Annotated in this window: 17 protein-coding genes; 1 reads left to right on the top strand and 16 read right to left on the bottom strand. The window is 60.2% G+C overall.

Annotation, left to right across the window (positions count from 1 at the left end; genetic code table 11):
* Positions 1 to 158: 158 nt before the first annotated feature.
* The gene (locus B5F40_RS15160) at positions 159 to 1,481 is read left to right on the top strand and encodes an ATP-binding protein (RefSeq protein ID WP_087195106.1); all 1,323 of its coding nucleotides are present in this window, start codon (positions 159 to 161) and stop codon (positions 1,479 to 1,481) included.
* 240 nt (positions 1,482 to 1,721) lie between these two features.
* Here the strand turns inward: B5F40_RS15160 and B5F40_RS15155 are convergent, their stop codons facing one another.
* The 16 genes from B5F40_RS15155 to B5F40_RS15080 all read right to left on the bottom strand — a co-directional run bounded on the left by B5F40_RS15155 (position 1,722) and on the right by B5F40_RS15080 (position 18,731).
* Entirely contained in the window at positions 1,722 to 2,948 is a 1,227-nt protein-coding gene (locus tag B5F40_RS15155; protein ID WP_239443091.1) for an ATP-grasp domain-containing protein, read from the bottom strand.
* Positions 2,948 to 3,982 (bottom strand): PseG/SpsG family protein, encoded by a 1,035-nt coding sequence (locus B5F40_RS15150; protein WP_087195105.1) that lies wholly within the window; start codon positions 3,980 to 3,982, stop codon positions 2,948 to 2,950. The genes B5F40_RS15155 and B5F40_RS15150 overlap by 1 nt, the downstream gene beginning before the upstream one ends.
* On the bottom strand, positions 3,979 to 5,526 hold the full coding sequence (gene pseI / locus B5F40_RS15145) for a pseudaminic acid synthase (RefSeq protein WP_162611008.1): 1,548 nt from the start codon (positions 5,524 to 5,526) through the stop codon (positions 3,979 to 3,981). The genes B5F40_RS15150 and pseI overlap by 4 nt, the downstream gene beginning before the upstream one ends.
* Positions 5,523 to 6,239, bottom strand: coding sequence for a pseudaminic acid cytidylyltransferase (gene pseF / locus B5F40_RS15140; RefSeq protein WP_087195104.1), 717 nt, complete (start codon positions 6,237 to 6,239; stop codon positions 5,523 to 5,525). The genes pseI and pseF overlap by 4 nt, the downstream gene beginning before the upstream one ends.
* Positions 6,229 to 6,741, bottom strand: a complete 513-nt coding sequence (locus tag B5F40_RS15135; RefSeq protein WP_162611007.1) for a glycosyltransferase family 2 protein — start codon at positions 6,739 to 6,741, stop codon at positions 6,229 to 6,231. Before B5F40_RS15135 ends, pseF begins: the two co-directional genes overlap by 11 nt.
* Positions 6,738 to 7,946, bottom strand: a complete 1,209-nt coding sequence (pseC, locus tag B5F40_RS15130; protein WP_087195102.1) for a UDP-4-amino-4,6-dideoxy-N-acetyl-beta-L-altrosamine transaminase — start codon at positions 7,944 to 7,946, stop codon at positions 6,738 to 6,740. Before pseC ends, B5F40_RS15135 begins: the two co-directional genes overlap by 4 nt.
* A gap of 22 nt (positions 7,947 to 7,968) precedes the next feature.
* On the bottom strand, positions 7,969 to 9,222 hold the full coding sequence (locus tag B5F40_RS15125) for a lipopolysaccharide biosynthesis protein (RefSeq protein ID WP_140396530.1): 1,254 nt from the start codon (positions 9,220 to 9,222) through the stop codon (positions 7,969 to 7,971).
* Positions 9,223 to 9,227: 5 nt separating this feature from the next.
* Positions 9,228 to 10,019, bottom strand: coding sequence for a hypothetical protein (locus B5F40_RS15120; protein WP_087195100.1), 792 nt, complete (start codon positions 10,017 to 10,019; stop codon positions 9,228 to 9,230).
* Positions 10,010 to 11,092 (bottom strand): O-antigen ligase family protein, encoded by a 1,083-nt coding sequence (locus B5F40_RS15115; RefSeq protein ID WP_162611006.1) that lies wholly within the window; start codon positions 11,090 to 11,092, stop codon positions 10,010 to 10,012. Before B5F40_RS15115 ends, B5F40_RS15120 begins: the two co-directional genes overlap by 10 nt.
* 162 nt (positions 11,093 to 11,254) lie before the next feature.
* Complete coding sequence (locus B5F40_RS15110; RefSeq protein ID WP_087195098.1) at positions 11,255 to 12,703, bottom strand: hypothetical protein; 1,449 nt, start codon at positions 12,701 to 12,703, stop codon at positions 11,255 to 11,257.
* Positions 12,696 to 12,941: a glycosyltransferase gene (locus B5F40_RS15105; RefSeq protein ID WP_204217444.1), complete on the bottom strand. Its 246-nt coding sequence runs from the start codon at positions 12,939 to 12,941 to the stop codon at positions 12,696 to 12,698. The genes B5F40_RS15110 and B5F40_RS15105 overlap by 8 nt, the downstream gene beginning before the upstream one ends.
* Positions 12,938 to 14,056, bottom strand: coding sequence for a glycosyltransferase (locus B5F40_RS15100; RefSeq protein ID WP_087195097.1), 1,119 nt, complete (start codon positions 14,054 to 14,056; stop codon positions 12,938 to 12,940). Before B5F40_RS15100 ends, B5F40_RS15105 begins: the two co-directional genes overlap by 4 nt.
* 1 nt (position 14,057) lies before the next feature.
* Positions 14,058 to 15,239 carry a UDP-N-acetyl glucosamine 2-epimerase gene (locus B5F40_RS15095; RefSeq protein WP_087195096.1) on the bottom strand — a complete coding sequence of 394 codons (1,182 nt, stop codon included), beginning with the start codon at positions 15,237 to 15,239 and terminating at the stop codon, positions 14,058 to 14,060.
* Positions 15,240 to 15,241: 2 nt separating this feature from the next.
* Entirely contained in the window at positions 15,242 to 16,459 is a 1,218-nt protein-coding gene (locus tag B5F40_RS15090; RefSeq protein WP_087195095.1) for a polysaccharide biosynthesis C-terminal domain-containing protein, read from the bottom strand.
* A 2-nt stretch (positions 16,460 to 16,461) separates the two neighbouring features.
* A complete protein-coding gene (locus B5F40_RS15085; RefSeq protein WP_204217442.1) occupies positions 16,462 to 17,520 on the bottom strand; it encodes a polysaccharide biosynthesis protein in 1,059 nt (352 codons plus the stop codon).
* The gene (locus tag B5F40_RS15080) at positions 17,517 to 18,731 is read right to left on the bottom strand and encodes a glycosyltransferase family 4 protein (protein WP_087195094.1); all 1,215 of its coding nucleotides are present in this window, start codon (positions 18,729 to 18,731) and stop codon (positions 17,517 to 17,519) included. The genes B5F40_RS15085 and B5F40_RS15080 overlap by 4 nt, the downstream gene beginning before the upstream one ends.
* Positions 18,732 to 18,789 lie beyond the last annotated feature (58 nt).

The raw sequence follows: 18,789 nt of genomic DNA, 5'->3' as shown, positions 1-18,789 counted from the left end.
GTCGGGGGGGGGGCGAAGCGGGATCGTCGGAAAAGAGGGAAACGTCGGAAGGGCTGAAAACCAAAGAACCCCCAAAGAAGCAGAGTGCGGAAAATCGATAACAAACTATTCGGAAAATCGGTAATGACTACAATAAGGCCTGTCGGAAAGGAAAGCCCATGCCCCTCAGAAGCGCCCCCGCATCCGTACGGCCGGAAGGATACCTGCCGCGCACCGTCGACACGCTCGTCGAGCGCTACCTGCGCATTTTCGGCGCCGTGGAGATAACCGGCACCAAATGGTGCGGCAAAACGTGGACGGCCCTTGAGCATGCCGCCAGCGTGAGTTACATAGACGCGTCGCTGGCCTTGGCGAAAGACGACCCAACGGCAATGCTCTTGGGAGAGAAACCCCATGTCATCGACGAATGGCAGCTAGCACCAGCCCTCTGGGACACCGTGCGCCACGAGATCGATCGCACACGGGGCCTGCGGAGTGCTTGGATACTCACCGGATCCTCCGCCCCCTTGCCCGCAGACGGCGAGAACGGAAGCGGCTTTCCCAGCCACAGTGGCGCGGGCAGGATCGGAAGGATCCGCATGCACCCCATGTCCCTGCAGGAAAGCGGTGATTCCCTTGGCAGCGTGTCGCTTTCCGGCCTGTTCCAAGGAGAGTTCGAAGCCTCTCAGGTCCAAACCGACGCCGCCACCCTCGTGAGCTTGGCGTGCCGAGGCGGCTGGCCCGAAGCCATCGACCTCGAGGTCGAAGATGCCCAGCTCATCGCTCGAGAGTACCTGCGGATGCTGCGCACGGAAAGCGTCCCGCGCCACGGCAAGGATTCCGAAACGGCTCGCAAGCTCCTGTTTTCGCTCGCACGGACCCTCGGGCAGGCGGCGACGTACCGAACCCTCATCGCCGACATGGCGGACCGCTCGGCCGAAGACGAAGGCATCACCGAGAAGACCCTCGCCTCCTACCTGGACCTGCTGCGACGCCTGTATCTTTTGGAGGAGTTGCCCGGATGGGCTCCCCCCGCCCGCTCTCCAAAGCGAACGGCCGCAAAGCCCAAGCGCTATCTGGCCGACCCGTCCCTTGCCGAGGCGGCGCTCGCGATGTCTCCCGAGGCGCTCATGAGCGATTGGCAGACGTTCGGAATGGTGTTCGAGAACCTCGTGGTGCGCGATCTGTCCGTGTACGCGCGAGCGCTCGAATGCGCTTCCGACATCCCCCTGCGGTACTACCGGGACGATTCCGGGCTGGAGGCCGACGTCATCGTGGAGCTCGCCGACGGGCGCTGGGCGGCGTTCGAGGTCAAGACGGGCGAAGCGAGGGCGGCAGAGGGCATCGCGAGCCTCCGGAGGCTGCGGGAGAAGGTCGCCGGCAACAAGCTCGCAAGGACAAGGCCGCCCGAGTTCATGGCCGTCATCACCGGCGTGTCAGAGTACGCGCGCAAGGTGGAGGAGGGGCTGTACGTCATACCCATCACGGCGCTGGGAGCTTGAGGAGCGGGAGGCGAATGCCTATCTATAGCAGCAAAGCCCACCACGGCATCGAACCCCCACCGCTTCGCACCGGCAAGCCTCCTCATAGCGCTTAGCGCGTTGCGAATGCGGAAGGATGCCCAACATCCCCGAGAAGCACCCCCTCTCAGGCATGCGGCTGATCGACAGACCGCGCCTTTTCAGCGCCTCCCCCTGAAGCCAAGACGGAAAATCCTCTCGCGCCAATCACCGCGCAATCGATCATTCAACCACTGTTCGGCACATGGAAGGAAGACGCGCCATCAGGCTCTCCGCATCGCGCTCCCGCGGGAAGTGCAGCAGGCTCACGCCTATCGAATCGCCGATGCTGGAAAGAGGTTCTACATGGCTGCCCACCTCCTTGTAGAGGTGCGTCTCTATGCGGGCGTCGTCGTACTCGGGAAAGGTCGAGAAGCCGCGGAACGTCCCCGCCTTGCGCGCGTAGTGCATGAACTGCACCCACAGGCCGTCACGGGCCCCATCGAAGGGACGAAGCCCCGAGGGCTCGCCGACGGCGACGCGGAGCGTAGCCTCGACGATGTCGTCGCCCGAAGCATGGGAGAAGAAGTTCGGCAGGTAGTTCCCGCCGTTGCGCGGCCCGATGTCGATGACGTAGATCTCGCCCGAGATGTCGTGGATGAGCTCTACGTTCACGGCTCCCTGGACGATGCCCGCACGCTCCACGATACGCGAGAGGATCGAGCACGATGTAGCGCGAAGCGTGCTGCATTCATCCATAGGATGAATGTAGCACGAAGGAACCACCCCGTTCAGCAACGTGTCACGATAGGCGCTCATGAGGCCCCACGAAACGACCTCTCCCCCCTCGACGAAGAGCTCGGCCTCCATCACGCGCCCCGGCGTGGCGCTTTCCAGATAGCGCTCGACGACGACCTCGCCCTTGCGCGAGAAGCCGCAGGCACGGTCGAACGCGACGGGCACCTCCTCGACGTCCCGGACGACGGCGACGCCCCGGCTCCCCGCCGAGTCGACGGGCTTCACCACAACAGGAAGGCCGATGCGGCCGACAGCCTTTCCAGCATCGAGGGCACTGCGGACGACCTCGTTTGCGGGCGCCGCGAAGCCGTTGTCCCGCAGGAACGCACGGAACCGCCCTTTGTCGCAGAGCATGGCGACCGACTCGTAGGGGTTGCCGGGAAGTCCCATCCGTTCGGCCACCCATGCCGCCACGGGAGCGGGAGCGTCGGAGGCGTAGGATACGACGCCGTCCACCCTCTCGGCGCGGGCTATCCCCAGCACGGCGTCGCGGTCGAGCGTGCTCGTCTCGTAGAAGACGTCGGCCAGACCGCGCCCGGGGCAATTCGCGTCCCAGTCGCACAGCACCGCGCGGTAGCCAAGCCTTCGCGCGGCCTCGAACGAGTCGAGCTGCTGAGCGGATCCGCCGAGGAGCAGGATCGTTTTGTCGGAACCATGCCTCCTTCGCATCATTACAGCCACCTTATCTTCTGGAGCTCATCGCATATCCGCTCGCAGCCATGGCCGTCAACCAGCGTATGAAACGCAAGAGACAGCCCCTTTCTTCTCTGCCGATCATCGATGAGCCTCTTGACAAGCTTACCAACATTTGCAACGCATTCCGACTTTTCCCTATACGCTCTTCCTGCATATTCGATGCATCCCTGGCTACCGAGCGCGGCAGCCTCTCCACCAGAATCCTGCTCAAGAGAAAGAGAGAACCCGACCGTGGGGACACCGCACGCCCCCAACTCATAGAGCGTTGTCCCGCACGCAGAAACTGCAAGGTCCACAGAGCGCATAAGGGCTGCCATGTCTTTAACGTCCCTGCAAATCTCTATCGATGAGTTGCCGACAATCCGCTCGAACCACTCCCAATCCTGATCGAACATGGGACCCACCACGACTTTGAGCAGCACACCCTCCTCCCGGGCAATGGGCTCCAGGGTGCCCACGATAGCCCCGGTCACCCCGATGGGATCGGTATTGCCAGTAGTGACAAGAATGGATCGCACCTGCTCCGAAACACGAATAGGTCCTTGAGAAAATGCGCGCCTGAGCGGAGAGTAGGTCGGCCCGACCATTAATTTCACTCCCTTGAACGCAACAAGCGCATCGTATGTCGACCTATTCGCATTCAAGCTGTAGTTGATGAGGAAATCGACGCCTGGAACGATCTTCGTACCCAGATAGCCCATGCGCGCGCAAGTCGAAAGACGTCTCATATACCGTTCGTTCGCCTGATAAGTGTCGACCACCACGACTGGATCGGGCAGAGATCTAAGCATCTGAGCGAACGAGGGGATCTCGAACTCAATGTCGCGCCAATCGGTGCCAAGCACCTCGCAACGAAAACCGCGATCCGAAACGAAGGGCAAGGCGCCCTCGTCGGCAGATACGAAGAGGCAGTCGATCCCTCTACCCGACGCCTCTTCGGCGATGGCCAGGCACCGCATGACATGACCGGCAGAAATGCTCCCATTGGCATCGACCCTGAACACAATCATCGCGAAGTAGCGCCTTCTTCGGGCACGGCGAAAGTCAGGTCATACCGAACGTTCGCGATGCCCTTGTGCTCGCCGTGGTCGCCGAGAGTGAGGGAGAACCCGTTCTTCTCCAGAGCCCTCCTGCATCCGACGTTCGTCTCCAATACGTAGGCGTGCATGCTCTTGAGCCCAAGCTCCTTCTTGGCAAACTCCACGAGCTTCGCTATCAGAGCCGTCCCTATGCCCCTGCCTCTCATGGATTTATTCCCGATGTACCACCACCCCTCACCGTGGCCGTCCTCGATATACTTCACACCGGCGCAGCCGACGTGTTCTTCGCCGTAGAGGACGGCAAGATAGCATGCCCCGCTTTCGAACACGGCATCGAAGTACTCCTTGTGCGTCTCCGGAGTGGGAACGGCGTTTCCAGCAAACTCGTTCACGTACCAAGGCTGGGTAACCCATTCGAAAATGCGCCCGACATCAGAAGGCTCGACCTTTCTGAGAGTGACAGCCCTGCCTATCGGCCGACCCTCTAGATCACCGCGCTCAATCCTTGAGCCGAACGCGATGTTCCTCGGCGCCGCCTTGCCGAGCAGGTCGGGAAGGCGCTTCGGCGCCAAGCCGTAGCCCGGCCGGATGCTGCGGACGTTCTCGTTCGTGAACGGCTCGCCCGCCCGTATGTCGCGGACCGCGTACAGGGAGCGGCGGCCGGTCAGATTCGCCTCCTCGCGCGGCGTCCTCTCATAGGTCGCGCGCCCCACGGCGGCCTTCGCGTTGCGCACGGCGCGGATCATCTCGGCGAACTCCTCCTTCTCCATCGAGAACGCGGAGTCCACCGTCTCATCCTCGCGCGTGATGCAGAAATGCTTCTCTATGACGCATGCGCCCAGGACGGCGGCGGCCACGTCCACCGCGTAGCCCATCGAGTGATCGGACAGTCCCACCGGGAATCCGAACCGCTGCCTCATGTCGGCCATCGTCGCGATGTTCATGTCCTCGTAGACGGCGGGGTACTCGCTCGTGCATTTGAGGAGCACCACTTGGTCGTTGCCGACCCGGCGGCACGCGTCCACCGCATCCCGCACCTCCTCGGCAGACCCCATGCCGCACGAGATGACCATGGGCTTTCCCTTCGAGGCGGCGTACTCGATGAGCGGCACGTCCACAAGCTCCGGCGAGGCGATCTTGTACGCCTCGCAGCCGATACCTTCAAGGAAGTCGACAGACGTCGGGTCGAACACCGACGAGAGGAAGTCCATCCCGAGCCGCTCGCATTCCGCCTTGATGTCGGCCTGCCATTCCCAAGGAGTGTACGCCTCCTCATACAGGTCGTAGAGCGTGCGTCCCTCCCACAGACCGCCCTCCTGCGTGCGAAACTCGGGTCCGTCGCAGTTGATGGTGATGGTGTCGGCGGTGTAGGTTTGCAGCTTCAGGCAGTCCGCACCGGCCTCGGCGGCGGCCCGGACGATCTCGAGCGCGCGCTCCAAGCTCCCGCCGTGGTTGCCGCTCATCTCGGCGATGAAGTAGACTTCGCCCTTCTCGATGGTTTCGAAAAGCCTCATTCGCTCTCCTTCCCTTCCTGCCAGATACGGTACTTCATCTCGGCCATCGCCCAATCGTCAAACGTGTCGATGTCCTGCACGCGAGCCGGGTCGATGCGAAAGCCCCTGCATCCCGGCATCACGAAGCCGCGCGCCGCCCGCCACTCGGGCACGCAGGCGAAGTAGAACCTTCCGGCATCATGGGCCGCAGGCGGCAGATCCTGACTGCGCGCGAGGGCGTATTCGGGCCGTTCCCATGAAAGCCCGCCGTCCTCGCCCAGCAGAAACGCCCGTTGCGGCGGGAAGTCGAAATCCGTCACCGCCACAATGGACGGCGACCCCTCCCCCAGCATCGAGAATGCCGCTTCAAGCTCGCCGGCCGTCGCGAACGGGGCCGTGGCGTACAGGCAGCAGAGCACGTCGAACGACCTCCCGCGCGCCTCGTACTCGGCCAGCACCTCCACCAGAACGTCGGCGGTGGTCGCAAAGTCGTCGCTTGCCTTCGCGCTGCGCATGAACGGCACGCTCGCGCCGAAGCGCCGCGCGACCTCGGCGACCTCCCCGTCGTCGGTGGACACCATCACCTCGTCGAAAAGGCCGCTTCCCAACGCGGCCTCGACGGAGTAAGCGATGATGGGCTTTCCGCAAAAGTCGCGAACGTTCTTGCGCGGGATGCGCTTGGACCCGCCGCGCGCGGGGATGACACACAGGGCGCCTCTGGGCTCAACGCTCATGCGGCGTCACCTCCCGAGCAGCTTCTTGCCGAGTCTTCGCTATGGGTTTCATCCCTTCGTCCGCAAGCTGGATCCACCGCACGACGATGGCATCGGCCCCCGTCTCGTCAGCTGCGACCAAAATGGAGGACGCGTAATCAGACGAGACGGCGTCATCCGCGTCCACGATGGAGAACCATCGCCCACGCGATTCGTCGATCGCCCTGTTCCGCGCCGCGCCCTGGCGCATGTTCTCGTACAGATGGATGACGGTCGCATCGTCGCGCCCTTCGGCCCACGCCACCGCCTGCGCGAGCGATCCGTCCGACGAGCAGTCGTCGGCGAGCACGTATTCGACGCGACCCGCTTCGCAATCCTGCGCATCGAAGCTGGCGAGCAAATCGGCAAGGTAGCCGTTCGCCTCCATATCGTGCACGGCCACGATCACCGAGAGCGTCGGCTCGGCGCATGCCGCGCGCACGACGACATCGTAGTCGCACGCCTTGCCTTCCGCGGCCCTCATAGCGCCTCCCTTCCCGCACGACATGCCCCAACCACCTTTTCCACTGCGCGCACCACGTCTTTCGCATCGTCGCCGGACATGCGGCAATGCAGCGGCAAGGTGACCGCCCCCTCGTAGTAGCGGTTCGCCTCCGGGCAGCACGCCGGATCGTAGCCGAGATCGGCGTAGTACGGCAGCCGATACACCGGAAGGTAGTGGACGTTCACGCCGATGCCCTCCGCGCGCAGCGCATCGTAAACGAAGCGACGAGTAGTGCCCAAAGCGGCCGTATCGAACCAAAGGCAGTAGAGATGGCGCACCGTCGCGTCCGGGTGGTCATCGCGCTGGAAGCGAACGTAGGGCATCTCCGAGAACCGTTCGTTGTAAAACGCAACCAACTCGCGCCTGCGTCCGGCAAAGCGCGGAAGCTTCGCCAGCTGAGACGAGCCCAAAGCAGCTTGAATATCGGTCATACGATAGTTGTAGCCAAGCTCCAGCTGTTCATAATGCCACCCTCCCACATCCGGCTCCACAAACTGCGCGGAGTCGTGGGTTATGCCGTGCTTGGCAAAGAGGGCAACCCGTCGTGCCAACTCGGGATCGGACGTCGCCACCGCGCCGCCCTCGCCGCAGGCCACGGTCTTCACGGGATGAAAGCTGAAGCACGTGAGGTCGGCGATAGAGCCTATAGGCCGCCCACGGTAGAGCCCGCCCAGCGAATGCGCAGCGTCCTCGATGAGCACGAGGCCATGCTCATCGCAGATAGAGCGGATCTCGGCCAAGTTCGTCGGAACCCCTCCGAAGTCCACAGCCACCACCGTCTTCGTGCGCGGCGTCACCAAACGGCGCACCTCGTCGGGACGCAGGTTCCAAGTCTCGGGATCTATGTCGGCGAAGCGGACATCGGCCCCGCAGTAGCGCGCGCAGTTGGCGCTCGCGGCAAATGTTATGGCCGAGACGATCACCTCGTCGCCCGGCCCCACGCCTGCCGCCAAGCACGACACATGCAAGGCGGCCGTGCCGTTGGAGACGGCGGTCACGAAACGCGCGCCCGTCACAGTCGCAAGATCGCGCTCGAAAGCTTCGGTCGCGGGGCCGCAAGTGAGCCAATCGCTTCTCAGCACAGCCTCCACGGCGGCCACGTCGTCGTCTTCGATGAGCTGACGGCCGTAGCCGAGCACGTTCGCGCGCACTGGCCGACCGCCATCTATGGCCAACTTTTCCATTGCTTCCTCTCTAAAGCCAGCATTAACAAAGTTGTTCTTCAACGGGAGCTTCTCTCTTTCCTATAGCCCAGAAGCCAAGAGCGAGATTCACGAAAAACCTCAAAGCGTTCGAGGCGACGGACGCGTAGCAGACGCCCCAAAGCCCTATGGAAGAGGCGAGGGCGACGGATAAACCGAAATAGATCGCAAGCGACGCAGCAGGAATGACGGTCTGCCACACTGGTGCGGCAACGGCGAGAACCACCGTTCCGTTGTAGCTGTTGCCGATGCCCAATGCCACGCCGACGGCTGCGAGCGCGATATAAGGCTCGGCCTCGTCGTATATGGTCGGGTAGAAGAATTGGGTGATCCAGCGTCCAAGCGTCACCGAGAAGGCCAGCAGAACAAAGCAAAAGACGAGGATGGCAACGTTGACGAGGATGAACTTTCTCTTGTCAAAGCTGATCCTGCCTTGCGAGACATAGCTGAGAAGAACCCCCGCGAGAGGTGCGAGGGCAAGGCTTAACCCCTTGGGGAAGAAGGTGGCAACCGTGTAGGTAGAAACGCTTGCGACTCCGAGAATGGGATTCACGATGAAGCGGTCGAGATATGTGCTCAGGTTGCCGAGCAATCCTCCCCCTACAAGATAAGAATAGGACTTAAAGGTGGATCGAAAATGACGCGTGATCCTGAACGGCTCGAACGCGATGCGAGATGCCTTCATGACATAAGCGATGCAGGCGATGTTGGCCAAAGTGAAAGACCAAGGCCAGCTGAACAGCCCAAGCAGGAAAAAGGCACCGACAACGTAGCCCACGCAAAGGAAGACGTTGGCAACAAGGTTCTTACGGTAATCGATGACGATGCGAAACGCGACAAGGTAATAGGACTTGAGGACGGTGGTGAGCGCGAATACCGCAACCGCCACTCCCTCCGCCAAAGCCATGCCGCTCAAAGCACAATACACAGCAACGATGCCCACGGAAGCGACGGAGGAAACGACAAGAAGCGCCTGAAAATCCCCCGCCTCGCCACTATCTTCGTAAACGTGCTGCCTCACGAGCCGAGAACTCGTAAGGTTGTTGCCAAGCGACAAGGTGACGACGTTCACGACGCCGACAACAGTCAGAACTTCGCCGTACTCAACCGGGCCGAGCTTAAGCGCCATCTGCGGATACAAGAACAGCTGCATAGCGCCCGTGGAGAGGGCCACCGCAGCAAGGCTCAATAGGAAGTCGGCGGACATCGACAAAAGCACCGGATGTCGTCCGACCTCCTCGAAAAACCTGGGTTTCAAGCTCCTCAAAAGCCGAACACCTCTGCGAGCGAGGCTCTCGGGTACACATCGAGCATGGAGCCTTCGGTGGCGTTGACAATCGACACTTTTCTGCGATTCGCCTCGGCTAGCAGATACTCGTGATGCATGATGGCGATGGCGTGGCCCATTAGATCGCAGAAAAGCGGGTAGTCGCGGGTCGATCCTACTTCCTCTCCGTAAGCATGAATCTCGTGTCGCACGGTGAACTGCGTGAAGTCGCAGCCAAGGAGCACGATTTTGGAGAACCCTAGGTAGAGGGCCGTCTCAACGGCAAAACATACGGAATTGACGAAAGCCAGGCTAGGCTTCGAGAGGTCAAAGGCGCGCGAAGATTTGCATGGGAGATACCCAAGCGGCGTGATGCAGACATTGGGCTTGGCGGCAATGGCCGAAGAAGCGTTATGGGACACCAGGAAGCCGGTCTTCGGCTTGCTCTCGATAAACTCCAAGAAAGGCTTTTCGAACTTGCTGTACATAATCGAGTCGATGGCGCAATGAAACACCGGGTCAAGCGCTCTGTAGGCATCCATTCGATAAAGCATGTTCACGCCGATGACGCGCTTATCGGCGAGCGAGGAAAAATCGATCTTCCGAAGGGACGGTCCGCCGCCCAATACGAAGCACGTCTCGCCCGAATACCTGCCCTCCCAGGCGCGCATACCCTTGCCACGCTCGCAAAACCGAGCCTTTAGCAATGCCGCGCGGAAGGCAAGGGGGATGTTCGCAAGCGACCAAGCAGCATCGAGCGTCTTCTTCGAAGCTTGGATCACGTCCATTTGCCGTCCTCCTTCGAATGTCGACCGGAAGCCGATGCCTTCCTCGAGCAGGCGCTCTCCGGGAAATGGATCAGCAAGTGCCAGCAGAAAAGAAATTCGAAATTCCTGATGAAGTCTTGAGTTAGCGAGAGAATGAAGAGGATGGCGAACAGCGCCCACCTGTCCCGCCCCTTCATACGCGAAAAGAGGGCTGCAAAAAACGCGACGAGAAGGATGCACCCGGGAACACCGTGCCTGATGGCGATCTCCAAAATAGCGTTGTGTGTTTGCTGCGCGCTCCATGCGCCCAGGCTCACGGGCATGAGCGTCTGCACCTGCTCCAACGTCTGGCCCCCGTAACCGAATACGGGGCTCAATTCGATGAGCTGCAAGGACGTGTTGGTTATCGATTCCCTGTCGTAGGATTTCGTGAGGGCGTACAGCGTGTCGTCGCTCAGATACGTTACGGCAAAAAGCACAGCTGCCGCAACCAAGAAGACAACGAACAGAGCTTTGGTAAATGCCGGAAACCTGCGCCAGAACGGAAGCGAGTAAAGGTAGTAGAGCCACACGAGCGCGCAGGCCAGAACGGCCCCGCGCGAGGTCGTAACATACATGGCGAAGCTGATAAGAAACGCTGCGAGATGCCTCCTCTTGGGGCCAACGCCCTTGAGCAGAATAGCCCAAAGCGCAAAGCCCAAGGGCACCGAGAGGCCGTTTGGCCACCCCGGGAAGAAAGGCAATCCCCAAAGCCTCTCCGCAGGGAAAAAACCGCCCATGTTGTGCCACGTTCCTGTGGAGAAAAACGCAATGATGATCGCGGCCGAAAACACAAGCGCGCCACGGACAAGCCATACCAAGATCTTTGCATAATCCACGTTCAGCCTGAACGCAAGCAGCACGTACTGCATCGAGAAAGCAATCTGCACAAGCTCTCTGAAGCCAAACTCGAACGGCAGAACGAACAGACGGGCCGCGATGCAGCTCACGCATACCCAGCACGAAAAAAGGCATCCGATGATCAGCGCCGTGCGATTCCCACCTTGCGCTCCACGCACTACGAGAGCGACGACGAAAAGGAGGTTTACGATCATCAATGATTCCACAGAATACGGAATCGCAGCAAATATGCCCAGAAGCACCTCTAGCATGGCATACTCCACGCATGGCAATCAAAACTATACCCAAGGCGGGAGATGCCCCATCGAGGGACGCAAAGCCCTGCGCACCTGCATGTCGAGCGGCCACCAAGAGGTTCATTGCCGAGCAAGCCTCCGGCTAGGATCGGACGAGTCGTCATGCAATCCCGCCCTTCCTGCGATCTGCAAAACAAGGCAGTAGACGACGGCGAATCCGACAAGGTAAGACCAGCTCGAAAGCAAGTCGCCTCGCATAATGAAGAAAAGATGGAAGCAGGCGAAGGGGTAGAGCGAAGACCATACCCCCCCCCCTTGCTTGTTAGCCATGACATGGATGCGTCGCACCAGCACGCCGAAAAGGAAAGCCGCGGCAAGCATACCGACAAAGCCGAAATTAACGAGCATTTCGGCAGGCAAAGGGCAAGATACGTTGTTGAACGCCTGCCCTTGAGCCTGGGAGATCATATACCCCGTACCCACCGGCTTCGATGGCCAAATAGCCCTCGGAATGAAAAAGAGCAGGACGCCAACAAACTGGAACCCCCAGCTGCAACCGACTGCGCCCAGGTAATCAACGCTTCGAGCAAGCATGGAATACGCATCATAGTCTCCACCGAGAAACCCCTGGGGAAGATTGGCGATGCTACGGACCAAAGCCTCGGCGAAGAGCGCAAACGAAAATCCATCGGACCTGAAAACGTTGATCGAGGGGAACACAAAAACGAAAGCAACCAAAAAGAGGAGCGCAAACAATCCTTTGCGCTTCGTCAAAGCGGGGACGAACAGGAGTGCAAGACCCCCATACACAACGGCCGCGCCATACCTTGGCAAAGCAGTGGGAAAATCCGTGAGCAGAAGGGAAACCGCGCAAAGGAGCAAAGGTACCACAGAGTCGCCTCGAACCCTCCAGCGCGATCCGACGATCACCAAGGCAACCACCGGAACACTTCGAAGAATCTTATCTTGGACCAGGTATGCGGCAGAACCCGCGCTACTCTCCCAAACGGCAGTAGCCCTAGAAAAGACACCATCGATGCCGACCAGCGTCACGAAGGCAACGCAACAGGCGAGCGAGGCAAAAGCGCATATAGCAGCAGCGCTCCGTGTGACCACAGGAAGCCTTTCGACGGGATCGAGTGCTGTCCGATGCTCGCCCCCGCCTTTGGCAAAACGGAGACACGTGCCAAAAAGAAAGAGAACGCCCCACCCTAAAAGGAGGGCGTTGGTCGAAAGGTAGGCGGCATCGTCAAGCCCATAGCCCCATGGAACCTCTCCGCAAAGGTATTGGTTCAGTGGCGCAATGACGAAGAAAACGAGGTAGAAGAACCAGTGCATCATAGGAAGGGAGAACGGAACAGCCGAGATCTCGCGCACGAGCGCAAAAACTCCGAGACAGCCCATGAGGGCAAAGGTCGCCAGCACGCCGGCATCGGCATCGACGTTCGAAAGGCGCCCTTCCGCTATGAAAACGACCAGCGAAAGCAGGGCGAACAAAAGCAGCAGGATCGAAAGAACCGTACCACCCGAGAAGCGAACGGAGGAAAGGGGCGACGAGATGTCACGCATCGCTGCCCCCTTTCGAAGAAGAGCCGCTGCAACCGGTCAAGAGCCTCGATCTCCTCTCCAACCCGATCGTCTCCCCGCATCCACCGGTATCGTACGTCCACACGGGCGTTCCGCAGGCTTCGGCCTCCAAATTCACCGTCGGGTAGTTGTCCTCGCGAGTCGTATTCAGGAAAAGATCGGCCGCCGAGTAGATGGCGGCGAGCTGTCCTTTGTCGGAGGCCCTCTCACAAGCGATCACGAGCCCCCCCCCCCACAGCGGATCACCGTGGCCCTGAGGTCGCTCAGGTCGGGCTTCATGACATGGGCATCCGCCCCCTCGGCCGCCTCGACGCAAGCGGTGCCCTCGACGACCGCGACGGACGTGCCGCACGCAGCAGCTTCCGCAACCGTCATGCCGTAGGTCTCCTCCACGCTCGGATTCAAAAACAGATCGGCCGCCGAGTAGATGGCGGCGAGTTCGGCCGGACCGTCCACATGCTCCAAACCCACGATGTTCTCTGGCAGTCTCTTTATCTGCCTCTTGGAAAGCCCCACAAGCACAACGGCGTAACGATCATCCAAGTTGGCCGATAGCCACTCGAAGTCCTTAAGCCCTTTTCTTTCCGTCCACGGGCTCGCAACGCCCAGCACCATGAAGCGATCGCCGATGCCAAACCGTTCGCGGAAATCGCTCGGAGTGGGCTTGAACACCGTCCGATCAACCGTGTTGTGGCGCACTTGCACGGGATAACCCGAAAGGAAGCTCTGCCCCACGAGATCGGCGAGCCATCGCGACGGAGCTACGAGCGTCATCCTTTCAGGGGGCACGCTCGTGAAGACCCGACGCTTGTCCTCGAAATTCCTCGAGCACGCACCCATGCCGTACGTTGTGGGGTATTCCCTCAGCTGAGGACACTTCCCCGAGCGCGAACAATGAGAGCGCCATTGCTCGCATTTCACCATGGTAAAGTACGAGCAATGGCCCGTGAACGCCCAGCAGTCATGCAAGGTCCAACGCACTTGGCAATGCCGAGATGCAAGCCATTCGAACAGCATCCTCACGTTCACGTAGTACCCGTGCAGATTGTGCAGATGCACCACATCGGGCCCTATCTCATCCAGTTTGGCGAGCAATCTCTTCGTAGCGGCCTGAGAATGAAAACCCGCTCGATCGTCGATGCGCGTCCGCACAGCGTCTAAACGCACCTCGGCATCGGTTGCAAACCGACATTCGGTTTCATCGGCGGCAGCGCGCCCACGTCCCCAGAAAGCGTGAGAGTCATGCCCCGTCGCCAAGAGCTCGCGATGCTCCCTCATCATGATGCCGCCGGTCGAGCCGTTGGGCACGGTGTTGATATGCGCATAAATCGCCAAATCAGTACTTCCTCCACACCATGCGATCAACCACGCCCGTGTAGCTTTGTATGATCCGCACGACCTTCGAGGCCACGTCGTCCTGGTAGTCGGGCACCGGGAGGCCGTGCAGCCCTTCGAGCCCCAACGCCACGACGGTCCGTACGGCATTCAGCAGGTTCTTCTCGTCTATGCCCGCAAGCACGAAGCAGCCTTTGTCCAAAGCCTCCGGACGCTCGGTTGAAGTACGAATGCACACCGCCGGAAACGGTCGGCCTACAGAAGCGAAGAAGCTCGACTCCTCGGGAAGGGTCCCGGAGTCCGAAACGACGCAGAAAGCGCTCGATTGCAGCTTGTTGTAGTCGTGGAAGCCCATAGGCTCGTGAGTGCGCACCAAGGAATGCAGTTTGAACCCCGTGGCTTCCAAACGATTGCGGGAACGCGGGTGGCAGCTGTAGAGGACAGGCTTTCGATACTCCTCGGCCAGCGCGTTGACGGCATCGAAGAGGCTCCGGAAGTTCGCCTCCGTATCGATGTTTTCCTCGCGGTGAGCGCTAAGAAGAAAATAGCGCCCCGGCTCCAACCCCTCGCGCTCCAGCACGTCGGAAGCGTCTATCTGCGCCAGGTTCGCTCGCAGCACTTCTGCCATAGGGGAGCCTGTCACATAGGTGCGCTCGGGAGCGCAGCCAGCGGCCAGCAAGTACCTGCGGGCATGCTCCGAGTAAGACAGGTTCACGTCGGAAATCACATCCACGATGCGCCTGTTCGTTTCCTCCGGCAAGCATTCGTCCTTACAGCGGTTGCCGGCCTCCATGTGGAAAACGGGGATGTGCAGCCTCTTCGCGGAAATGGCGGAGAGGCAGGAGTTCGTGTCGCCAAGAACGAGCAGGGCATCGGGTTTCGCCGCGACCATGAGCTTGTAGGACGCGCTTATGATGTTGCCGACGGTTGATCCCAAATCGTCGCCTACGACATCCATGCAAACATCAGGAGCCTCAAGCCCCAAATCGCGGAAAAAGATATCGTTCAAAGCGTAGTCCCAGTTTTGCCCCGTATGAGCCAAGAGGCAATCGAAATGCCTGCGGCAAAGCTTGATCGTTTCGCTAAGCCGAATGACCTCAGGACGAGTGCCCACGATTATCAAAAGCTTGATGCGACCGTCATCCGCGAAGGAGACGTCGGAATAGTCGGTGCGAAGCGCCATCGTCACACCTCCTCGAAGTAGGTGTCGGGCCTCTCGGGATCGAATGGCTCGTTCGCCCATATGAGCGTAACGAGATCGCGCGTGTCCGAAAGGTTTTCTATGCTGTGGGCCATGCCGGGCACCATCTCGACTACCAGCCTATCTGCGCCGTTTACCCGGTACTCCGCCACAGGAAAACGTTCACCGTTCTCGTCGAACCCGATTCTCCGCTCGCGAATCAGGCCTTCCCCTGAAACGACGAGGAACTTCTCCCACTTGGTGTGATGCCAGTGGTTGCCCTTCACAACACGAGGCGCCGATATGTTCACCGACACCTGCCCGTAATCATCCATATGCAATATTTCAGTGAAGCTGCCGCGCTCGTCCTTATTGGGCTTCAGGGGATATGCCAGATCTTCGATATCGATGTAGCTCAGATACGTCGAATAGAGCTTCTTCCTGAAAGACCCTGCGGCCATATTCGGAATGTCGAGCGTGTCGCGAACCCGCTTGAAACCTTGCAGGAGCTCGACGATCTCACCCAAACTGACCTTGTCGGTCGCGGGGCAAGCGCAGAAATCATCGCCCTCCGTCATGTCCAAGCCGTCGTACCCGCAGCGATGCGGCTCACCAAGCAAAGCCTTGAGCATCTCTTCGACAAGATCGTCAATATAAAGCAACTCCAGCTCCACAGCAGGGTCGCTTACCTCATAAGGCTTGGAGTTCGCGATGGCATCGCAGAACGTGGCCACCACGCTGTTGTAACGAGGACGACACCATTTACCGTAGACGTTCGGAAAACGATAGATCAGCACAGGTGCGCCCGTGCGCTCGGAATAGGAACGAAATAGGCTCTCCCCGGCGAGCTTGCTCTTACCGTACTCGCTTTCTGCAAAGCGCCCCTCCAAGCTTGCTTGCACCGAGCTCGCAAGCATCACGGGACAACGGTTCTCATGCCGCTCGAGCGCAGCCAAAAGATCGTTCGCGAACCCAAAGTTCCCCTCCATGAATTGAATGGGATCTTTCGGACGGTTCACGCCCGCCAAGTTAAATACAAAGTCGGACTGAGCGCACCAAGCATCCAGCTCGTCCGCAGTGTTCCCGCGATCGTATTCATACACCTCGAGTGGCAAAAGCCGCTGGTAGCGCTTCCTGCGATCTTTACCGTCCCGTATAGCCTTTAACGACTCGCAAAGGTTGCGCCCCATGAAGCCTTTCGCGCCCGTAACCAGCACCTTCATCTTTACTGCACCGCCTCATGCTCGCGGCCCTCCAAAGCCAGCCGCACGTACTCGGCTGTCTTGACCTTCGCAACCGTGCCCTCCGCATCGAGTCGTTCGGTGTTATGGGAGGTGTACGCCTCGTCGGCCTGAGTCTGAACCTCGCCGTCGACGAAGAACTTGTCGTAGTTGAGGTCGCGCGAGTCGGCCCTCACGCGGAAGTAGTCGCCCATGTCCTCGGCGCGCAGCCGTTCCTCTCGGGTCATGAGCGTCTCGAACAGCTTCTCGCCGTGGCGCGTGCCGATCACGCGCACCCCGGTACGACCGAACAGCCTCTGCACTGCCTCGGCGAGATCCCCCACCGTAGAAGCCGGCGACTTCTGCACGAACAAATCCCCGGGCTCGGCGTGCTCAAAGGCGAATTTAACAAGGTCAACCGCCTCATCTAGATTCATAAGAAAGCGCGTCATGGCGGGATCGGTCAAGGTCAGCGGTTCGCCACGACGTATCTGGCTCATGAACAACGGGATCACCGACCCGCGCGAACACATGACATTGCCGTAGCGCGTGCAGCAGATCGTCGTGCGACCCGCCCCCTCGCGAGCGTTTGCGAACACTACCTTCTCCATCATAGCCTTGGAGGTCCCCATGGCGTTGATGGGGTAGGCCGCCTTGTCGGTGGACAGGCACACAACCCGCCCCACGCCTTCGTCGACAGCGGCCTTCAGCACGTTATCTGTGCCCATCACGTTGGTTTTGACCGCTTCCATGGGAAAGAACTCGCAAGAAGGCACCTGCTTGAGCGCAGCCGCATGGAAGATGCAGTCCACACCCCTCACCGCATCGCGCACCGCACGAGCATCCCTCACATCCCCGATGCGAAAACGGACCTTGCCAGCCAGATCCGTATGGAGCTCTTGGAGGCGGTGGCGCATATCGTCCTGCTTCTTCTCGTCGCGCGAGAAGATGCGAATCTCAGCGATCTCGGAATGAAGGAAGTGCTTGAGCACTGTAGAGCCGAAACTGCCCGTGCCGCCTGTTATTAGAAGCGTTTTCCCAGCAAGAGCGGATATACCCGTCATTCCTTGCTCCTCCTCAATTCTTCCAACTGCTCCTCGAGCGTCTCGAAGAACCTATCCTTGGTAAAATGGCGCAGATAATACGCGCGGGCGTTCTCGCTCAACTGCGCGCGCCCAGCGGCGGGCATATCCGCGAACGCGACGCACGCCTGCGCAAGATCGTCGGCAGCTTCGGGAGGACAAACGAATCCGCACCGCGCCTCCCTCACCACACGCGCTGCCTCGCCCGCGAGAGACCCGAGAATGGGCTTCCCAGCGGCAAGATAACTTTGCACTTTGCGCGGCAGGGTGTAGCAGAGCGTCGCATCGTCCGCAAAAGTGGCGATCATCGCGTCTGACGCACCATAGAAAGCCGGCATATCCTCCAAAGGGCGACGGCCATGGAACACCACGTTAGAAAGTCCAAGGCGCATCGCCATGTCGCGACAATGGGCCTCGGACGAACCTGACCCCACTATATGAAAGGCAAAGCGAGCGTCATCTTTGAGGCGATCCGCAGCCCCCATGATCGTCTCCACCGACTGCGCCGATCCGATATTGCCCGCGAACGTCAGGTTGACCTTGGAGGAATCGAAGCCCTCGGGCGCTTTGCCAACCTCAGCGAGAAAGGCCTCCTCGGCATACTGGGGCAAGTCGACGACGGCCCTTGGATCCACGCCGAACTCGATCTCCATATATTTCCTGAACAGAGGCGATGTCACAGCGATCTTATCGACCCCCCGGTAGATGCGCCTCGAAATGCGATGGAAGAGACGATACGGCACGCTGTCGATGGCTATGCCCCCGGCAGCCAAGGAGGCCGGCCATAAATCCAAGCACCAGAGGAGGACGGGAGCGCCCGTGCGCTCGGCGTACGCGAGAGCCGGCTCGGCCATCATTACCGGCGAGGACTGCATGGCCACGACGACGTCGAAATCCGGATCAAGGTCGCGCGCCACCTTTTTCGCATTGCAACTGAAGCTGAAGTAGTTGGCCACTCGCTGAGGCACACCCTTGCCCCGAGGAATCATCTTGCTTCGAACGATCCGAACGCCAGCCTTGCTCTCACGGCGGCGAGCCCCATTTCGATACCCATCGTAAATCTTGCCTTCGGGGTAGTTGGGCAGCCCCGTCAGAACCACGACCTCGTGCCCACGCGAAACGAGCCCTTCGCAAATGTCGGAAAAGTTGAACGGCTCGGGCCAATAGTGTTGCGAGACGGCGAGGATCCTCACCTTCCGCCCCCTTCCCCGCCGGCCCCCTCGCGGTCCACTCCCCGCCTGCTCAGCACGA

The sequence above is a fragment of the Gordonibacter sp. An230 genome (assembly GCF_002159915.1).
Lineage (GTDB): Bacteria > Actinomycetota > Coriobacteriia > Coriobacteriales > Eggerthellaceae > Rubneribacter.
This window is presented reverse-complemented; position numbering and strand designations above follow the sequence as displayed.

Coding starts and splice junctions, on each gene's coding strand:
- B5F40_RS15150 (WP_087195105.1), bottom strand. CDS start 3,982: ATGATTGTGTTCAGGGTCGATGCCAATGGGAGCATTTCTGCCGGTCAT.
- B5F40_RS15085 (WP_204217442.1), bottom strand. CDS start 17,520: ATGACGGGTATATCCGCTCTTGCTGGGAAAACGCTTCTAATAACAGGC.
- B5F40_RS15090 (WP_087195095.1), bottom strand. CDS start 16,459: ATGAAGGTGCTGGTTACGGGCGCGAAAGGCTTCATGGGGCGCAACCTT.
- B5F40_RS15110 (WP_087195098.1), bottom strand. CDS start 12,703: ATGCGTGACATCTCGTCGCCCCTTTCCTCCGTTCGCTTCTCGGGTGGT.
- pseF (WP_087195104.1), bottom strand. CDS start 6,239: ATGAGCGTTGAGCCCAGAGGCGCCCTGTGTGTCATCCCCGCGCGCGGC.
- B5F40_RS15155 (WP_239443091.1), bottom strand. CDS start 2,948: ATGATGCGAAGGAGGCATGGTTCCGACAAAACGATCCTGCTCCTCGGC.
- pseI (WP_162611008.1), bottom strand. CDS start 5,526: ATGAGGCTTTTCGAAACCATCGAGAAGGGCGAAGTCTACTTCATCGCC.
- pseC (WP_087195102.1), bottom strand. CDS start 7,946: ATGGAAAAGTTGGCCATAGATGGCGGTCGGCCAGTGCGCGCGAACGTG.
- B5F40_RS15160 (WP_087195106.1), top strand. CDS start 159: ATGCCCCTCAGAAGCGCCCCCGCATCCGTACGGCCGGAAGGATACCTG.
- B5F40_RS15120 (WP_087195100.1), bottom strand. CDS start 10,019: ATGGACGTGATCCAAGCTTCGAAGAAGACGCTCGATGCTGCTTGGTCG.
- B5F40_RS15095 (WP_087195096.1), bottom strand. CDS start 15,239: ATGGCGCTTCGCACCGACTATTCCGACGTCTCCTTCGCGGATGACGGT.
- B5F40_RS15135 (WP_162611007.1), bottom strand. CDS start 6,741: ATGAGGGCCGCGGAAGGCAAGGCGTGCGACTACGATGTCGTCGTGCGC.
- B5F40_RS15115 (WP_162611006.1), bottom strand. CDS start 11,092: ATGATCGTAAACCTCCTTTTCGTCGTCGCTCTCGTAGTGCGTGGAGCG.